This window comes from Saccharopolyspora cebuensis (assembly GCF_039542665.1).
Classification (GTDB): Bacteria; Actinomycetota; Actinomycetes; order Mycobacteriales; family Pseudonocardiaceae; genus Saccharopolyspora; species Saccharopolyspora cebuensis.
The window spans coordinates 346501-361873 of the sequence record NZ_BAABII010000010.1 but is presented as its reverse complement, the minus strand read 5'-3'; the positions used below and the strand labels follow the sequence as shown (position 1 = coordinate 361873).

Sequence of the window (15373 nt, the reverse complement as noted above, 5' to 3'; positions counted from 1 at the left end):
ACCCCCGCGGCAGCGGGCACCCACGATGGAAAGGACCACGATGGCCGACAACGGCACCTCCCCCGGCCGCGGACCCGCCGGCCTGCCCGACGAGATCGCGATCCCGGCCCTCCCCGAGGACGACCGCGGATGGGTCCCCCAGGCCCCCGACGTCTGGTTCCGCCCGCTGTTCCTCAACACCGTGACCGGGCAGTGGTGCAACCTGCTGCGGGTCACCGCATCGGGGATCGTCTCGCGACACCGCCATCCCGGCCTGGTGGTCGGGTACGTCCTCCGCGGCAAGTGGCACTACCTGGAGCACCCGTGGACCGCGGAGGAAGGGCACTTCGTCTACGAACCGCCGGGAGAGGTGCACACCCTCGAGGTTCCGGACGACTGCACCGAGATGATCACGTTCTTCAACGTCGCGGGAGCCATGATCTACCTGGACGACCGGGGACGGCAGACCGGCTACGAGGACGTCTTCACCAAGATCGAGATGTGCCGCGCGCACTACCGCGACACCGGGCTCGGCGCGGACTACGTCGAGCAGTTCATCCGGTGAGCGGGGAACCGACGCCGGACAACGCCGCACGCACGGTTCAGCAGGAGCTTCGATGAGCACACCAGGGCAGCACAACGCGGACGTGGCACCGCCCGCAGGCACCGGCCGGACGGGCCGGGTGCGCTGGACCATGATCGCGATGGCCTTCGGCGCCACCACCATCAACTACGTCGACCGCGCCAACCTGGGCGTGGCCCTGCCGTACATGACCGAGGAGCTGCGGCTGTCGAGCACCGCGTACGGCATCCTGCTCGGAGCGTTCTTCTGGACGTATTCCTTCATGCAGATGCCGTCCGGCTACCTGGTCGACCGCTTCGGCCCCCGCCGGATGCTGGCGTTCGCGCTGATCACCTGGTCGGTGATCACCATGCTGATCGGCGCCGCGACCGGATTCCTGGTGCTGCTGCTGTTGCGCCTGCTGCTCGGCGTGGGCGAGTCCCCGGCGTTCCCGTCGAGCTCGGCGGTCGTCGCGCGCTGGTTCCCCGTGCGGGAACGCGGCATCGCCGCCTCCATCTTCGACAGCGGAGGACGTGCGGGCACGGCCTTGGCGCTGCCGCTGATCGCCGTGCTCATCGGCGTCATCGGGTGGCGCGGCTCGTTCCTGGTGTGCGGGCTGCTCGGCCTGGTGTTCGTGGCGATCTGGCTGCGCGTCTACCACGATCCCGACCAGCACCCGAAGGTCACCGCGCAGGAACTGGCGCACATCCGGGGCGGAACCGGCGACGCCCGGGACGACCAGCCCCCGCTACCGTGGCTGAGCCTGCTCACCTACCGGACGACCTGGGGGATGATCGCGGGCTTCTTCTGCTTGTCCTTCGTCCTGTACTTCTTCATCACCTGGTTCCCGTCCTACCTGGTCGACGCGCGCGGCTTCGACCTGCTCAACCTCGGGATCTTCGGCATGCTGCCCGCACTGCTGGCCATTCCGTCGCAGTGGCTCGGGGGCCTGCTGCAGGACGGGCTGATCAAGCGGGGACGTTCGGTCTCGTTCGCGAGGAAGCTCCCGCTCGTCAGCGGCTTGATCGTCTCGTCGGTGATCGTCTTCGCCGCCCAGGCCCCCAACGCCGCGATCGCGCTGACCCTGCTCACGATCTCCTACGGCGCGCTGACCTTCGCGGCGTCGAGCCTGTGGGCGCTGCCCAGCGACGTCGCGCCGTCCCGGGGCAACGTCGGATCCCTGGCGGGCATCCAGGGGTTCGCCTCCAACGCCGCCGGCGCGGCGAGCCCCATCGTCATCGGCGTGCTGCTCGACGTCACCGGGGGCTCCTACGTCGTCCCCCTCGCCGTCGCGGGGGCGATGGCCCTGCTGGGCGCCCTCGTCTACGCCTTCGGCATCGGCCGGATCGCGCCGCTGCCCACGTCGTGACCGGCGCCGCGGGCCCCGGCGAGGACCTGGTGCGAACCGCAGCGGCCCCGGTTCCTGATGTACCCCACTTCGAACGGAGCAGAGGATGAACCAGTCGTACTCCCCCGAGACCATCGCCGCGTTCGCGGAACTGCCCACCGCGTCGGTGGCCGACGCGGTCGAGCAGCACGGCGGGCGGGGCTACCTCTCCGGGCGGATCCACCAGATCGTCGCGGGCAAGGTCGTCGGCCCCGCGGTCACCGTCCGCGAAGTCCCCGACGAGGAGGCGCTGCCGCCCGAGCACGCGCTGCGGGCCATCGACCGGTCCGAGCCGGGGAGCGTGATCTGCATCGACGCCGGGAGCGCCGACGTCGCGGTCTGGGGCGGCCTGATGACCGCGGGCGCGGTGGCCAAGGGGCTGGCCGGAGCGGTCCTCGACGCCGCCGTGCGCGACGTCGAGGAGATCCGCAGGGACTACGGCTTCCCCGTCTACGCGCGGGGCAGCGTCCCGGCCACCACGGTCGGCCGGTTCCGTACCGTGTCGCTGAACGAACCGGTCGTGCTGGGCGAGGTCACCGTGCACCCCGGCGATCTCATCGTGGCCGACTCGGACGGCGTGGTCCGCGTTCCGGCCCGGCACGTCGAGTCAGTCCTGGCCGCCGCCACCGAGATCGAGACCCGCGAGCAGGAGCAGACGAGGTTGATCCTGGACAGCGGGTCGTTGCAGGACGGCCTCGCGAAGTACGGCCGGATCTGATCATGAGCGGTATCGACGTCCTCGCGATGGGCGAACCGCTCGTGGAGTTCAACGCGGGCACCGACGGCGACCTGGCCGGCAGCGAAACCTTCTCCCGGGGCTACGGCGGCGACACGTCCAACTTCATCATCGCCGCCGCCCGCTCGGGAGCCCGCACCGAGTACCTGACCAGGATCGGCGACGACGCCTTCGGGACCGCCCTCGGCGACCTGTGGCGGCGGGAAGGCGTCGGGACACCGCACGTCGTGCGGGAAGCGGGCGGGCGGACCGGCATCTACTTCATCGCCCGGAACGGCGGGGAGCACGCCTTCACCTACTACCGCCACGACTCGCCCGCCACCCGGTTGTCCCCGGCCGACGTGACCGGCGAGGTGATCGCCCGGGCCAGGCTCGTGCACCTCACCGGCATCACCCAGGCGATCAGCCACTCGGCCTGCGATGCGGCCTTCCACGCCATGGCGCTGGCCCGGGAGCGCGGCGTCCTCGTCAGCTACGACCCGAACCACCGGCCGGGGCTGTGGGCGACCGAACGGGCGCGGGCGGTCATCCTCCGCAGCCTCGCGCTCTGCGACATCGCACTGCCCAACCTCGACGAGGGGCGCATGCTCACCGGTGCCGACCAGCCGCGCGACGTCCTCGCGGCGCTGCGCGAACTCTGCCCCGGCACGGTCGTGCTGAAGAACGGCGCGCAGGGGGCGCTGCTGGCCGACGGGGCGACGATCGCGGAGATCCCCGCACCGCCGGTCGCTTCGGTCGACGCCTCCGGGGCCGGGGACGCCTTCGACGGGGCCTTCGCGGCGCGACTGCTGGGGGGAGGTGGACCGGCCGAAGCGGCCCGCTACGCCGCGGCGGCGGCGGCGCTCAGCACCACCGGGCACGGTGCCGTGCGTCCCATCCCGCACCACGAGGACGTGCTCGAACTCCTCTGACGAACCGTCCGCCGAGGCGCCCGGCCCGTCCACCGCACCGGGCCGGGAGCCTCGGCGGTCCCGCGCCGGGCAGCATGGATGTTCGTCGATTGCCGCAACGGACGAGCGGTGCCGATACTGGGGCATGACGATCAGCGCACCCCGCGACGGGCAGCTCTCCGCGGACGACGCGACCACCTACGCCGAGTGGTTCGCCCGGCTCGGTGAGCCGATGCGGGTGCGCCTGCTGCACGCGGTGGCCGCCGCGGGCAGCACCTCCGTCGGAGCGCTCGCCGAACGGCTCGAGATCAGCGAGTCGACCTGCTCGCACCACGTCCGCAAGCTCGCCGAAGTCGGGTTCGTGCTGCTGCACGAGGAAGGCACCGCCACCCGCGTGTCGGTCAACCAGGCGTGCCGCACCGGACTGCCGCACGCCGCCGATGCGGTGCTGGGGCTGCTGCCGCTTTCCTGCTGCCCGCGGGACGTGCCCGCCGACGTCCCGGTGCGGGCGATGACCGATGACGACCTCCCGGCGGTGCGGCGCATCTACGCCGAGGGCATCGCCACCGGCGACGCCACCTTCGAGACCGAGGTGCCCGACGAGGACGCCCTCCGCGCCCAGTGGCTCTCCGGCCACCGCTGGGTGGCCGAGGTCGCCGGTGCGGTCGCCGGGTGGGCCGCGGCGGCGCCGGTCTCGGCGCGGGAATGCTACGCCGGCGTCGCGGAGACCTCGGTCTACGTCGGGGACGGCGTGCGCGGGCGGGGGGTCGGCAAGGCCCTGCTGCACCGCCAGGTCACCGCCGCCGACGAGGGCGGGCTGTGGACGCTGCAGAACTCGATCTTCCCGGAGAACCGCGCGAGCCTCGCCCTGCACCGCTCGGCGGGATTCCACACGGTCGGCCTGCGCGAGCGCGTCGCCCGCCACCACGGCCGGTGGCGGGACACCGTCGTGCTCGAACGCCGCCGCGCCGAGGACTGACCGCGGCCCCGTGCGGGCGCCCCACCGCCCGCACGGGGGCGACCCCGGGGTAACCGCGGGCGGCGCCGCCCAATCCCCCGGAACCGATCAGGGCCGCAGCAGCACCTTCACCACCCGGTCCCGCCGCTCGCCGAGGAGCCGCAGGGCCGTCGCGGCGTCCTCCAGCCCGAACTCGCGGCCGACGATCCGGGACGGGTCGAGCACCCCGGCGACGAAGGCCCGCACCGCGTGGACCCACGCCCGGGACGAGGCGCCGAACACCGTGTGCAGGGTGAGCTGGGACAGCACCAGGTGGCTGGCCGACAGCGTCCGGTCGTCGGCGGGGGGCACCCCGGTCAGCACGACCCGCCCGCCGCGGCGCGCGAGCCGGGTGGCGAGGTCCGAGGTGCCCCGGGCCCCCGCCGCCTCCAGCACCGCGTCGAACCGGCCGGCGCGCCGCCCGGCCTGCTCCGGACCGACCAGCTCGGTGGCGCCGCACGCCGCGGCCAGCTCCGCGCGTCCGGGTTCGGGATCGACCACGACCAGTTCCGCGGGCGAGGCGGCGGCGAGCAGTTGGGCGGCCAGCAGGCCCAAGCTGCCGCCGCCCACCACCGCGATCCGCTCCCCCGCCGCGGCGCCCAGCTTCAGGCACGCCTCGGCGACGCACGCGGCCGGTTCCAGCACCGCGGCGGCGCGCAGGTCGGCGTGCTCGGGCAGCACGTGCAGCAGTCGCGCCGGGAGCGTGAGGTGATCGGACCACGCCCCGGGCCGGGTGAACCCGGTCTCGTCGTACCCGCCGCCGCACAGGTTGTTCTCGCCCCGGCGGCAGGCCTCGCAGACCTGGCAGTTGCGGAACCCCTCGCCGACGACGGGGCGGCCGACCAGATCGGCGGTCACGTCGGTGCCGACCTCGACGACGGTGCCGGACCACTCGTGGCCGGGCACCACCGGGTAGCGGACGAGCTCGGCCGGGCGGTGGCCGGTGAACACCTCGCGATCGGAACCGCAGATGCCGCTCCACGCCACCCGCACCAGCGCCTCCTCGGGCCCCGGTCGTCGCGGTTCGGCGGGGGCGACCCGCAGCTGGCCGGGCCGGTCGATGATGACGGCGCGCGATGTCATGCCTTGCCTCCGATCAGGGCCCGGCCGAGCCCGGTCACCGGTCGCCGTGGCCGAGCGGGCGCAGCTTGAGCCACAGCGCGAACGCCGCGCCCACGACGAGCATGGCCAGCCCGGTCCAGAGGTTGATGTTGATCCCCTGGGACTTGGCCATCCCGGCTTCGGTCGGGAACAGCCCGGCGCCGCCGATGAGCACCCCGTACACCAGGAACAGGCCGCTGATCACGGCACGCACGTCGAACAACCTGGCCGCGGTGCCCGACCGCTCCTCCAGCCGCGAGATGTTCTCGGCGTGCTCCTTCGGGTTCTCCTGCATCCGTTCCTCCTCCGGGTCGCCCTACAGCGTGAACGGGACGTAGCACAGCGCGGCCAGCACCATCGCACCCCAGCCCAGCAGCGCCGGCCTGCGGTACCAGGCGTCGTCGCCCGGGGCGGGGGTCCCGCCGTCGCGCGCGGCGGCGCGACTGTAGACCAGCCCGGCCAGTTCCGCGTCCGTCTTCGGGGTGGTGGCCAGCGCGATCGGCACGCTGACCGCGATGTCCACGGCGAAGGCGATGATCGCCGCGGTCATGTTCGCGCCCTGGTCGGTGCTGATCGGCACGTACCCGGCCTGGTAGGCGAGGTAGAAGCAGATCGGTGCCAGGGTGCCCAGCAGCAGTCCCCAGAACCCCGCCTTGGCCGTCATCCGCTTCCAGAACAGCGCGAGGATGAACGTCGCGAACAGCGGGACGTTGAAGAAGGAGAACAGGGTCTGCATGTAGTTCATGATGTTGCTGAAGGACGCGGCGATGAACGCCGTGCCCATGCCGACCACCACGCCGACGGCGGTGATCACCCGGCCCACCCGCAGGTAGTGCGCGTCGGGCATCCGGGGCTTGATGTAGGCCTGCCAGATGTCGGTGGTGAACACCGTGTTGAAGCTGGACACGTTCGCCGCCATCCCGGCCATGAAGGAGGCCATCAGGCCGGTCACCGCGAGCCCGAGGACGCCGTTGGGCAGCAGGTCGCGCATCAGCAGCGGGATCGCGTCGTTGTAGGTGTAGCCGCTGCCCGGCTGACCGATGGTCGGTTCGACCAGCAGCGCGAGGATGCCGGGCAGCACGACGATCAGCGGGATGAACATCTTGGGGAACGCCGCGATCAGCGGGGTGCGCCGCGCGGCGGAGAGGTTCTTGGCCGACAGCGACCGCTGCACCTCGGCGAAGTTCGTCGTCCAGTAGCCGAAGGAGATCGCGAACCCGAGCCCGAGCGTGATGGTCAGCCAGTTCGCGCCGAGCGGGTTCTCCTGCCCGAATCCGGTTCCGCCCCACGCGGTGAGGAATTCCGGTCCCGGTCCGGCGAAGACCCGGTCGATGAACCCGTCGATGCCGCCGACCCGCGCCAGCCCCAGCACCGTCAGCGGCACCAGCGCGGCGACGATCACGAAGAACTGCAGGACCTCGTTGTAGATCGCCGAGGACAACCCGCCGATCACGATGTAGGCGAGCACGAACACGCCCGACACGACGATGGAGACCGGCAGCGGCCAGCCGAGCAGCGCTTGCAGCACGATCGCCAGCGCGTAGAGGTTCACCCCGGCGATGAGCACCGAGGCGACCGCGAAGATCACCGCGCTGAGCAGGTGCGAGGACGGGCTGAAGCGCAGCAGCAGGAACTCCGGGACGCTGCGGACCTTCGAGTTGTAGTAGAAGGGCATCATCACCAGGCCCAGGAACACCATCGCCGGGATCGCGCCGATGAGGTACCAGTGCACGGTGTAGGCGCCGTACTGCGCGCCGTTGGCGGCCATGCCCAGGATCTCGGTCGCGCCGAGGTTCGCCGAGACGAACGCCAGGCCGGTGACCCAGGCGGGCAGCGACCGCCCGGACAGGAAGAAGTCCAGCGTGGTGTTGACGCTGCGCTTGGCGGCGAAAGCGATCCCGAGCACCACGGCGAAGTAGATGACCAGGATCAGGTTGTCCAGCCAGTTCATCGACAGCCGTAAGCCGTCCGCGGGTATGTCCATTGTCGACGCTTCCTCGTCTTCGGCGGCGGGTCCGGTCGGTTCGAGCGGGAAGAGATGTCCGATGGGCCGGACGATGTTCGGGAACGTACGCGAGCCCGCGGGTCCGGTCAACACGCTCACCGGCACGGGTAATAACGAAAAGCATTGGGGTGAAAGAACGTTCCGGCATCCGTGGGGCACCGCCGCGCCGGCGCGGGCGCGGCGGTGCGACGGCGGGCGGGTCAGCGACCGCGCATTCCGGTGCTCTCCCGCACGATCAGCTCCGGCGGCACGATGGAACGCCCCGGCGGGTCGTCACCTTCGATGCACCGCAGCAACCGCCCGAAGGTCAGGCGCCCCAAAGCGAGGAAGTCCTGCCGCACCGTGGTCAGCGGCGGCGAGTAGTAGGCGGCTTCGGGGACGTCGTCGAACCCCACGACGCGCACGTCGTCGGGCACCCGGCGCCCGGCTTCGGACAGCGCGCGCAGCAGGCCGAGCGCCATCTGGTCGTTGGCCACGAACACCGCCTCCACGCCCTCGCGGTCGAGCAGCTCCTTCCCGATCTCGTAACCGGATCGCGGGCTCCAGTCGCCGCGCAGCACCGGAGGCGGCGGCGCACCGCGCTCGGCGAGCACCGCGCGCCACCCCTGCTCGCGGGCCCGGGTCTCCAGCCAGCCGTGCGGCCCGGCGATGTGCCAGGCGGTCCGGTGCCCGAGCGCCAGCAGGTGCTCCGTCGCGCGCCGGGCCCCGTCGCGCTGGTCCACCGCCACCACCGGCACCGGCGCCTCCTCGGTGTCGGCCACCGCCACCAGCGGCACCTCCCGGGGCGCGATCTCCAGCGCGCGCCCGGCCGCGACGTGCGGCGCGATCACGACTATCCCTTCGACGCCCTGCCTGCGCAGGTTCTCCACCGCGTCGACGATCGAGGTCCGCTCGGGAGCGCTGACGCTGGCGACCGAGACGCTGTAACCGGCCTCGCGCGCGGCGTTCTCGATGCCGAACAGGGTGCTCGCCGGTCCGTAGAGCACCGAGTCGAGCGCGACCACGCCCAGCGCGCGCGAGCGCCCGGTGGCCAGCCCGCGGGCGAGGGAGTTCGGCCGGTACCCGAGCCGGTCGATGGCGTCGAGCACCCGGCGCCGCGTCTCCGCGCGCACCGGCCCCGCGCCGTTGACCACGCGGGAGACGGTCATGTGCGACACCCCGGCCTGCGCCGCGACGTCGGCGAGCGAGGGCGGCCGTCCCGTCGGTTCGGGCGTGCCCTCGGACCGCTTGACCACCGACCTGCTCCCTTCCGCGCCCGGGCGTTGCGTATCGAGTGTTAGCGGTAACACACCCGCGGTCAATACTCCGATGGGCGCACCCATGGGCCCAGGACGCCAACCGGAGTCCGGGCGGCGCGGCCCCTACGCGGCGGCGCCGCAGCGCCCGGCGATCACGATCCGCGCGGCGTCGACGGATTTGCGCACCACGAGGTCGACGTCGTACCCGTGCTGGCCGAAAACGCCGTCCAGGTGCAGCGTGGCGTAGCCGTGCGCCTGGGCGAGCAACTGCTCCATGAGCTCCAGGGCCGTGGGCGGGTCGGGGGCGGCGGCCAGCGCCAGTTCGAGGAAGCCGTCCATCAGGGTGCGCTTGCTCTCGTGCAGGTCCTCGCGCTGGGAGTGGTGCAGCTCGGCGGCGAACACCACCGGCAGCCCGGCCCGGCTCTCGATGGTGTGACGCGTGTAACCGCCGGCCGCCGCCGCGAGGCGGTCCGCCGGGTCGGCGTGCCCCTCGGCGGCGGCGCGGACCTGGTCCGCCAGCTCCTCGGCGACCGTGCGCGCGACCGCCGCGAGCAGGCCTTCCCGGTCGGCGAAGTGCCGGTACGGCGCGGCCGTGCTGACCCCGACCCGGCGGGCCACCTCGGCGACCGAGAACCGCTGCATCCCCTGCTCGGCGATGAGCTCCAGCGACCCCCGGATCATCGCGGCACGCAGCTCGCCGTGGTGGTACCGGCGCACCATGTCGAGGATCACCTCCGCTTCACACCGATGTAAGTAGGGTCTTACATTGGTGGTGCATTCACAGATAGCAATGTTGCGGTCCGCGGTGCGGGCCTTCTCTGGAGGATCTCATGGCACAGACGCGCGCGATCAGCGTTCCCGCCCCGGGGGCGCCCTTCGAGCCGACCACGATCGACCGGCGGGAGCTGCGCCCGGACGACGTGCAGATCGACATCGCCTACGCCGGGATCTGCCACAGCGACATCCACCAGGCCAAGGAGGAGTGGGGCAGCGCGATCTTCCCGATGGTGCCCGGCCACGAGATCGCCGGCGTCGTCTCGGCGGTCGGTTCCGAGGTGACCGCCCACCGGGTCGGCGACCGGGTCGGCGTGGGTTGCATGGTCGACTCCTGCGGTGAGTGCGAGCACTGCCGGGCGGGCACCGAGCAGTTCTGCGTGCGCGGCAACGTCCAGACCTACAACGGCGTCGGCTTCGACGGCGAGCCCACCTACGGCGGCTACAGCCAGCAGGTCGTGGTCAAGGACCACTTCGTCTGCTCCATCCCGGACGGCATCGGGCTCGACGTCGCGGCCCCGCTGCTGTGCGCCGGGATCACCACCTACTCGCCGCTGAACCGCTGGAACGCGGGGCCGGGCAAGAAGGTCGCCGTGGTCGGGCTCGGCGGTCTCGGCCACCTGGCCGTCAAGATCGCGGTGGCGATGGGCGCCGAGGTCACCGTGCTCAGCCAGAGCCTGAAGAAGCAGGAGGACGGGCTGCGCCTGGGGGCGGAGCACTACTACGCCACCAGCGACGAGTCCACCTTCGAGGCGCTGCGGTCGAACTTCGACCTGATCCTCAACACCGTGTCCTCGGAGATCCCGGTCGACGCCTACCTGGGTCTGCTGCGCACGGGCGGTGCGATGGTCAACGTGGGCGCCCCGAGCACCCCGCTGTCCTACAACGCGTTCTCCCTGATCGCGGGCAACAAGGTGCTGACCGGGTCGATGATCGGCGGTCTCCCGGAGACGCAGGAGATGCTGGACTTCTGCGCCGAGCACGGCATCGGCGCCGAGATCGAGACGATCCCGGCCGACCAGGTCGACACCGCCTACGAGCGCGTGCAGAACAGCGACGTCCGCTACCGGTTCGTCATCGACACCGCCACCCTCGGCACGCGCTGAGGGCGGTGGCGCCCACCGGGCCGACGGCCCCGCCTCCGTTCCGAGGGGGCGGGGCCGTCGAGGCCGCTACCGGTGCAGCGGCCTGATCCAGATGTCGCGGAACTCGGTGCGGCTGTCCGGGTCGTGGTTCTGCAACCCGACGTGGCCCTCGGTGCCGCGCGCCGGGTCGGTGCTGGTGAAGTCGTTGACCAGCACGTCGTTGAGGTAGATCCGGTAGCGCTGGCCGACGACGACCAGCCGGTACTCGTTCCACTTCCCGACCGGCTTGGACGCGGTCCGGAACGGGTCCTGGAAGTTGTAGACGGTGCCGGTCTTCTGCGGGTCACCCCCCGGGTTGTCGTTGATCTGGATCTCGTAGCCGCGGTCCACCGCGACCCACGGGTCCTGGCCGGGGTCGGGGAACCGCAGGAACACCCCCGAGTTGTCGGTCTCGGCCGTGACCCGCCACTTCAACCGCAGCTCGTAGTCGGCGAAGGTGCGCTCGGAGTACCACAGCAGCCCCATGCCGCCGCGGCTGACGAGCTTGCCGCCCTCGACGTCGAACCCGCCGGGACCCGCCTGCGACCACCCGCGCAGCGAGTGGCCGTCGAACAGCCGGATCGGCTTGGCGCAGTCCCGGTCCCGCGTCGTCACCGCCGTCGCGCCGTCCACCGGCGCCGCGGCGGCGGCCCCGCCCGACAGCGCCATCACCAGCGCCACCAGGGCGGTCACCGTCGACTTCGCACGCATAGCTCCTGCCTCCTCCTCGGACGAACGGTGCTGCTCGATCGCGGGGGTGCGGCAGGCCGAACCGCGGCCTGCCGCACCCCCGTGCTCAGTCCAGCGGCCGGACCCGGACGTTGCGGAACCGGAGCTGGTCGCCGGCGTTCTCCAGACCGATGAACGGCCCCTGGCCCCGGTCGGCCCCGCCGGTGTACTCGGTGACGACCTGGTCGTTGAGCCGGACGACGTAGCTGTCGCCGCGGACCTCGATGGAGAACTTGTTCCACCCGCCCTGCGGCGGCTTGGCGGCCAGGAACTCGGCGGCCTTGACCCCGCGCAGCGATCCGGTGCGCTGGTCGACGGCCTCCACCCGGTCCAGGATCGCCACCTCGTAGCCCTGCGTCCCCGGCACCTCCGGATCGCCCTGCGGGTCCGGGAACCGCAGCATCAGCCCCGAGTCGGCGCTGACGTCGTCGGTCTCGTACTCGGCTTCCAGGACGAAGTCGCCGAACTCCTGCCCGGAGTACCAGAGCACGCCCCGGCCCTCGGCGGACGGGCGCAGCACGCCGTCGACGACGGTGAACCCGCCCTCCCCGACGTGGCTCCACCCGGCCAGGCTGCGGCCGTCGAACAGGGTGTGGAAGCCTTGCTCGTCCGGAGCGGGGCGCCACGTGGCGTCCGCCACCGCGACCGGGACGTCGGTGCGCGCGTTCACCGGCTCGTCGTCGACGACCGCCAACCGGCCGTCACCCCGGCTGCAGGAGTCCCCGGCGGCCACGCAGGCCAGCACGACTTCCGAGCCGGCCACCGCGGAGCTGTACTCGAACACCGCCCGGCCCTTCTCGTCGGCCTGGACCACCTGCCGTTCGGCCCGCATGTGCGGCACGCCCTCGGTGTGGCCCGGGGGCAGACCGGCCGCCGGAGCCCGCCGGTACACCTCGAAGGTCACCGGCTGCGCCGCCGCACCGTCTTCGGGCCGGAAGGTCGCGGTCACCCGGTGCTGCTGCCCGGCGTCGAGGTTGGCGGTGGGCGGGACGAGCCGCATCGTGCCCTCGACCTCGTCCACCACCTCGACGGCCGTCGTGGCCGAGCCGCGCACCACCCCGTCGGGGTCGGTGACGGTGACCCGAGCGGTGTGCTCGCCGGGTTCGGTGTAGGTGTGCGACGCCTGCGCGCCCTCGCCGGTGGCGCCGTCGCCGAAGTCCCACCGGTAGGTCGACCCGGCCGGGGCGTGCGGCGCCTGCGCGGTGAAACCGACCTCCATGGGCGCCGGGCCGCGGGTGAGGTCGCTGCTCGCCGAGACGTTCAGCGGCCCGGCCGCACCGAGCCCGTTGAACTGCATCGCGTCCAAGCGGAACAGGTCCTGCTCCCCCGCCGCCCCGCGGGCGACCGCGAAGTACTCGTGGCTGCCGCCGGGATCGGTGACCGGCACCGGTGGGAGGTCGACGTAGCCGGTGGTGCCGCCGGGCACCTCCGCGGTGGCCGCCACCGGGCCGTCCGGGGCGCCCGCGCGCAGCTCGATCGTCCCGCCGCGGCCGGGTGCGCTGACCCGGAAGCCCACCGTTTCCACCGACCGCAGGCTCAGCGGGTCGAACGAGACCGCGTCCCCGGGGGCGAGCTCGCCGACGGCGGTGCCGCCTTCGGCCGCCTCGTCCTCGACGACCGCCGCGCCCTGGTTGCCGCTGAAGTGCTCGGCCTGCTTGTGCTTGGGCTGCAACCGGATCTCGTGGTTGCCCTCGGCGGGCGGGACGCCCGGCCCGCCGGCGTCGGTGTAGGACGCGCGCAGCACGGTGAACAGGTTCGCGTCCGCCCCGTGCCCGGCCTCCTCCTGGATCTGGATGCGGCCCTCGCACCCCTTGGTCTCGGTCTGCGGGTGCGCGTGCTCGTCGTGGCCCAGCGCCACCTGCACGGTCACGTCGTGGCAGTTGACCCCGGAGCCGATGGAACCGTCCTCGGCGTCGTTGACGCGCACCCGGTAGGAGACCTCGTCCCCGAACTCGAACGTCGAGCCGTCCGGTGGCAGCTCCAGCGTCACCTCCGGCGCCTGGTTGCCCACCGACACCGGCACCCGCGCCACCGTGACCTTGCCGGTGGCGTCGGTGATCGTCAGCTTGGCGTCGTAGGCGCCGTTCTCGGTGTAGGTGTGCTCGGCGGTCGGGCCCGCGGCGTCGTCGGTGCCGTCACCGTCGAAGTCCCAGGCGAAGGTGAGCGCGTCGCCGTCGGCGTCCGAGGAGCCCGTCGCGTCGAACGACACCGCCAGCGGCGCGTCCCCGGACGTCGGGGTGGCGTCGACGACGGCGGTCGGGGAACGCTGCCCGCCGGTGTGGTCGATGCGGTAGAGGCCCGCGTTGGGCCCGGGGGTGAAGAAGCCGCCGCCGTACTCCAGGACGTAGAGCGAGCCCTCCGGGCCGAACTCCAGGTCCATCGGCTGGTCGAAGTCCGTGCCGGGCAGGAACGGGTCGATCGACTGCAACGCGCCCTGCTCGTCGACCCGGACGGACTTGACGAAGCCGCGCGAGTACTCGTAGAAGAACTCCACCCCGTCGTACTCCGGCGGGAACTTCGTCGGCGAGTCGAGGTTCTCGTCGTAGCGGTACACCGGGCCGCCCATGGCCGTGCCGCCGCCCGGGCAGTCGATCTGCGGGAACTCCTCGGAGCAGTCGTAGGGGTACCACACCAGCGGCGGCTGGGCGGGCGGCAGTTCGCGCAGCCCGGTGTTGTTCGGCGAGTCGTTCACCGGGTTGGCGCAGTCGAACAGCTCGCCGGGCTGCTGGGTCGCGAAGTCGTAGTCCCGGTACGGGATGTTGTCGGCGATGCAGTACGGCCAGCCCGCGTTGCCCGGACCCTTGATCAGCTCCAGCTCGTCGTACTGGCGCGGTCCGCGCTGCGGGTCGTCCTCGGCGGCGTCCGGACCGACCACGCCCAGGTACACCCAGTCGGTCGCGGGGTCCACGCTGAAGCGGAACGGGTTGCGCAGCCCCATGTAGTAGATCTCCGGGCGGGTCCCCTCGGTCCCGGGCGGGAACAGGTTGCCCTCCGGGATCGTGTAGGAACCGTCCGGCTGCACCGTGATGCGCAGCAGCTTGCCGCGCAGGTCGTTGGTGTTGCCCGAGGTCCGCTGCGCGTCGAACGGCTCGCGGCCCGGCCGCTCGTCGATCGGCGTATAGCCGTCGGAGGCCCAGGAGTTCGTGTTGTCCCCGGTGGACAGGTACAGGTTGCCCTTCGAGTCGAAGTCGATGTCCCCGCCCACGTGGCAGCACAGGTCGCGCTGGGTCGGCACCTCCAGGATCACCTGCTCGGTGGCGAGGTCGAGCACCGCGCCGTCGAGCTTCATCCGGGACAGGCGGTTGAGCGGATCCGGTCCCGCCGGGGAGTAGTACACGTACACCCAGTGGTTGGTGGCGAAGTCCGGGTCAAGCGCGATGCCCTGGAGGCCGTCCTCCTCACCGGTGTAGACGGGGATGCGCGCGGCCTCGGTGACGTTGTGCGTGGCCGGGTCGAACAGCCGGACGATCCCGCGCCGGTCGGTCATGAGCACCCGGCCGTCCGGGGCCACCGCCAGCGCCATCGGTTCCCCGACGTCGTCGGTCAGCTTCTTCTTCTCGAAGTCGGACTCCGCGGCGTTGGTCACGTTGCCGGCCACCACCCGTTCGGCCGAAGCCGGCGGTGGTGGCGGCGGATCGGGCTCGCGGGCCGTCCCGACCCCCACCGAGGCCCCCGCCACGGCCACCACCAGGCCGAGGACGACCAGGGGCCGCCGCACGAGGTGCGTCAACGATGTCATCGCTACGTCCTTCCGCTGCGTCGTCAGAAGTAACAACGGCCCGGGAACGCGTGGACCGGCGGCGATCGGCGGAAGCGTACGATGAAAACGATTCGAATGGTCCGGACAATCT

13 protein-coding genes are annotated in these 15373 nt (G+C 72.1%); 6 read left to right on the top strand and 7 right to left on the bottom strand.

What is annotated here, in order from left to right; genetic code table 11:
• The first annotated feature begins 40 nt into the window (after nucleotides 1–40).
• The 5 genes from ABD976_RS16040 to ABD976_RS16020 all read left to right on the top strand — a co-directional run bounded on the left by ABD976_RS16040 (nucleotide 41) and on the right by ABD976_RS16020 (nucleotide 4533).
• Entirely contained in the window at nucleotides 41–544 is a 504-nt protein-coding gene (locus ABD976_RS16040) for a 2,4'-dihydroxyacetophenone dioxygenase family protein (protein WP_345363830.1), read from the top strand.
• Nucleotides 545–596: 52 nt separating this feature from the next.
• Nucleotides 597–1910 carry an MFS transporter gene (locus ABD976_RS16035; protein WP_345363828.1) on the top strand — a complete coding sequence of 438 codons (1314 nt, stop codon included), beginning with the start codon at nucleotides 597–599 and terminating at the stop codon, nucleotides 1908–1910.
• An 85-nt stretch (nucleotides 1911–1995) separates the two neighbouring features.
• Entirely contained in the window at nucleotides 1996–2646 is a 651-nt protein-coding gene (locus ABD976_RS16030) for an RraA family protein (protein ID WP_345363826.1), read from the top strand.
• 2 nt (nucleotides 2647–2648) lie between these two features.
• Nucleotides 2649–3575 carry a sugar kinase gene (locus ABD976_RS16025; protein ID WP_345363824.1) on the top strand — a complete coding sequence of 309 codons (927 nt, stop codon included), beginning with the start codon at nucleotides 2649–2651 and terminating at the stop codon, nucleotides 3573–3575.
• A gap of 124 nt (nucleotides 3576–3699) precedes the next feature.
• On the top strand, nucleotides 3700–4533 hold the full coding sequence (locus ABD976_RS16020) for a helix-turn-helix domain-containing GNAT family N-acetyltransferase (protein ID WP_345363821.1): 834 nt from the start codon (nucleotides 3700–3702) through the stop codon (nucleotides 4531–4533).
• An 87-nt stretch (nucleotides 4534–4620) separates the two neighbouring features.
• On the opposite strand, the gene ABD976_RS16015 is transcribed toward ABD976_RS16020, so the two are convergent.
• The 5 genes from ABD976_RS16015 to ABD976_RS15995 all read right to left on the bottom strand — a co-directional run bounded on the left by ABD976_RS16015 (nucleotide 4621) and on the right by ABD976_RS15995 (nucleotide 9627).
• Nucleotides 4621–5634: a zinc-dependent alcohol dehydrogenase gene (locus ABD976_RS16015; protein WP_345363819.1), complete on the bottom strand. Its 1014-nt coding sequence runs from the start codon at nucleotides 5632–5634 to the stop codon at nucleotides 4621–4623.
• A gap of 34 nt (nucleotides 5635–5668) precedes the next feature.
• The gene (locus tag ABD976_RS16010; protein ID WP_345363817.1) at nucleotides 5669–5947 is read right to left on the bottom strand and encodes a hypothetical protein; all 279 of its coding nucleotides are present in this window, start codon (nucleotides 5945–5947) and stop codon (nucleotides 5669–5671) included.
• Nucleotides 5948–5968: 21 nt separating this feature from the next.
• Nucleotides 5969–7636 carry a sodium:solute symporter family protein gene (locus ABD976_RS16005; RefSeq protein WP_345363815.1) on the bottom strand — a complete coding sequence of 556 codons (1668 nt, stop codon included), beginning with the start codon at nucleotides 7634–7636 and terminating at the stop codon, nucleotides 5969–5971.
• A gap of 221 nt (nucleotides 7637–7857) precedes the next feature.
• Nucleotides 7858–8892, bottom strand: coding sequence for a LacI family DNA-binding transcriptional regulator (locus ABD976_RS16000; RefSeq protein ID WP_345363813.1), 1035 nt, complete (start codon nucleotides 8890–8892; stop codon nucleotides 7858–7860).
• A gap of 126 nt (nucleotides 8893–9018) precedes the next feature.
• Nucleotides 9019–9627: a TetR/AcrR family transcriptional regulator gene (locus ABD976_RS15995; protein WP_425570096.1), complete on the bottom strand. Its 609-nt coding sequence runs from the start codon at nucleotides 9625–9627 to the stop codon at nucleotides 9019–9021.
• 98 nt (nucleotides 9628–9725) lie between these two features.
• On the opposite strand from ABD976_RS15995, the gene ABD976_RS15990 reads away from it, so the two are divergent.
• Nucleotides 9726–10775 carry an NAD(P)-dependent alcohol dehydrogenase gene (locus ABD976_RS15990; protein WP_345363811.1) on the top strand — a complete coding sequence of 350 codons (1050 nt, stop codon included), beginning with the start codon at nucleotides 9726–9728 and terminating at the stop codon, nucleotides 10773–10775.
• Between the two features lie 66 nt (nucleotides 10776–10841).
• On the opposite strand, the gene ABD976_RS15985 is transcribed toward ABD976_RS15990, so the two are convergent.
• Nucleotides 10842–11504, bottom strand: coding sequence for a 3-keto-disaccharide hydrolase (locus ABD976_RS15985; RefSeq protein ID WP_345363809.1), 663 nt, complete (start codon nucleotides 11502–11504; stop codon nucleotides 10842–10844).
• Between the two features lie 85 nt (nucleotides 11505–11589).
• Nucleotides 11590–15261 (bottom strand): PQQ-dependent sugar dehydrogenase, encoded by a 3672-nt coding sequence (locus tag ABD976_RS15980; protein WP_345363807.1) that lies wholly within the window; start codon nucleotides 15259–15261, stop codon nucleotides 11590–11592.
• Between the last annotated feature and the right edge of the window lie 112 nt (nucleotides 15262–15373).

Coding starts and splice junctions, on each gene's coding strand:
- ABD976_RS15990 (WP_345363811.1), top strand. CDS start 9,726: ATGGCACAGACGCGCGCGATCAGCGTTCCCGCCCCGGGGGCGCCCTTC.
- ABD976_RS15980 (WP_345363807.1), bottom strand. CDS start 15,261: ATGACATCGTTGACGCACCTCGTGCGGCGGCCCCTGGTCGTCCTCGGC.
- ABD976_RS16020 (WP_345363821.1), top strand. CDS start 3,700: ATGACGATCAGCGCACCCCGCGACGGGCAGCTCTCCGCGGACGACGCG.
- ABD976_RS16030 (WP_345363826.1), top strand. CDS start 1,996: ATGAACCAGTCGTACTCCCCCGAGACCATCGCCGCGTTCGCGGAACTG.
- ABD976_RS16040 (WP_345363830.1), top strand. CDS start 41: ATGGCCGACAACGGCACCTCCCCCGGCCGCGGACCCGCCGGCCTGCCC.
- ABD976_RS16025 (WP_345363824.1), top strand. CDS start 2,649: ATGAGCGGTATCGACGTCCTCGCGATGGGCGAACCGCTCGTGGAGTTC.
- ABD976_RS16015 (WP_345363819.1), bottom strand. CDS start 5,634: ATGACATCGCGCGCCGTCATCATCGACCGGCCCGGCCAGCTGCGGGTC.
- ABD976_RS16010 (WP_345363817.1), bottom strand. CDS start 5,947: ATGCAGGAGAACCCGAAGGAGCACGCCGAGAACATCTCGCGGCTGGAG.
- ABD976_RS15985 (WP_345363809.1), bottom strand. CDS start 11,504: ATGCGTGCGAAGTCGACGGTGACCGCCCTGGTGGCGCTGGTGATGGCG.
- ABD976_RS16005 (WP_345363815.1), bottom strand. CDS start 7,636: ATGGACATACCCGCGGACGGCTTACGGCTGTCGATGAACTGGCTGGAC.
- ABD976_RS16035 (WP_345363828.1), top strand. CDS start 597: ATGAGCACACCAGGGCAGCACAACGCGGACGTGGCACCGCCCGCAGGC.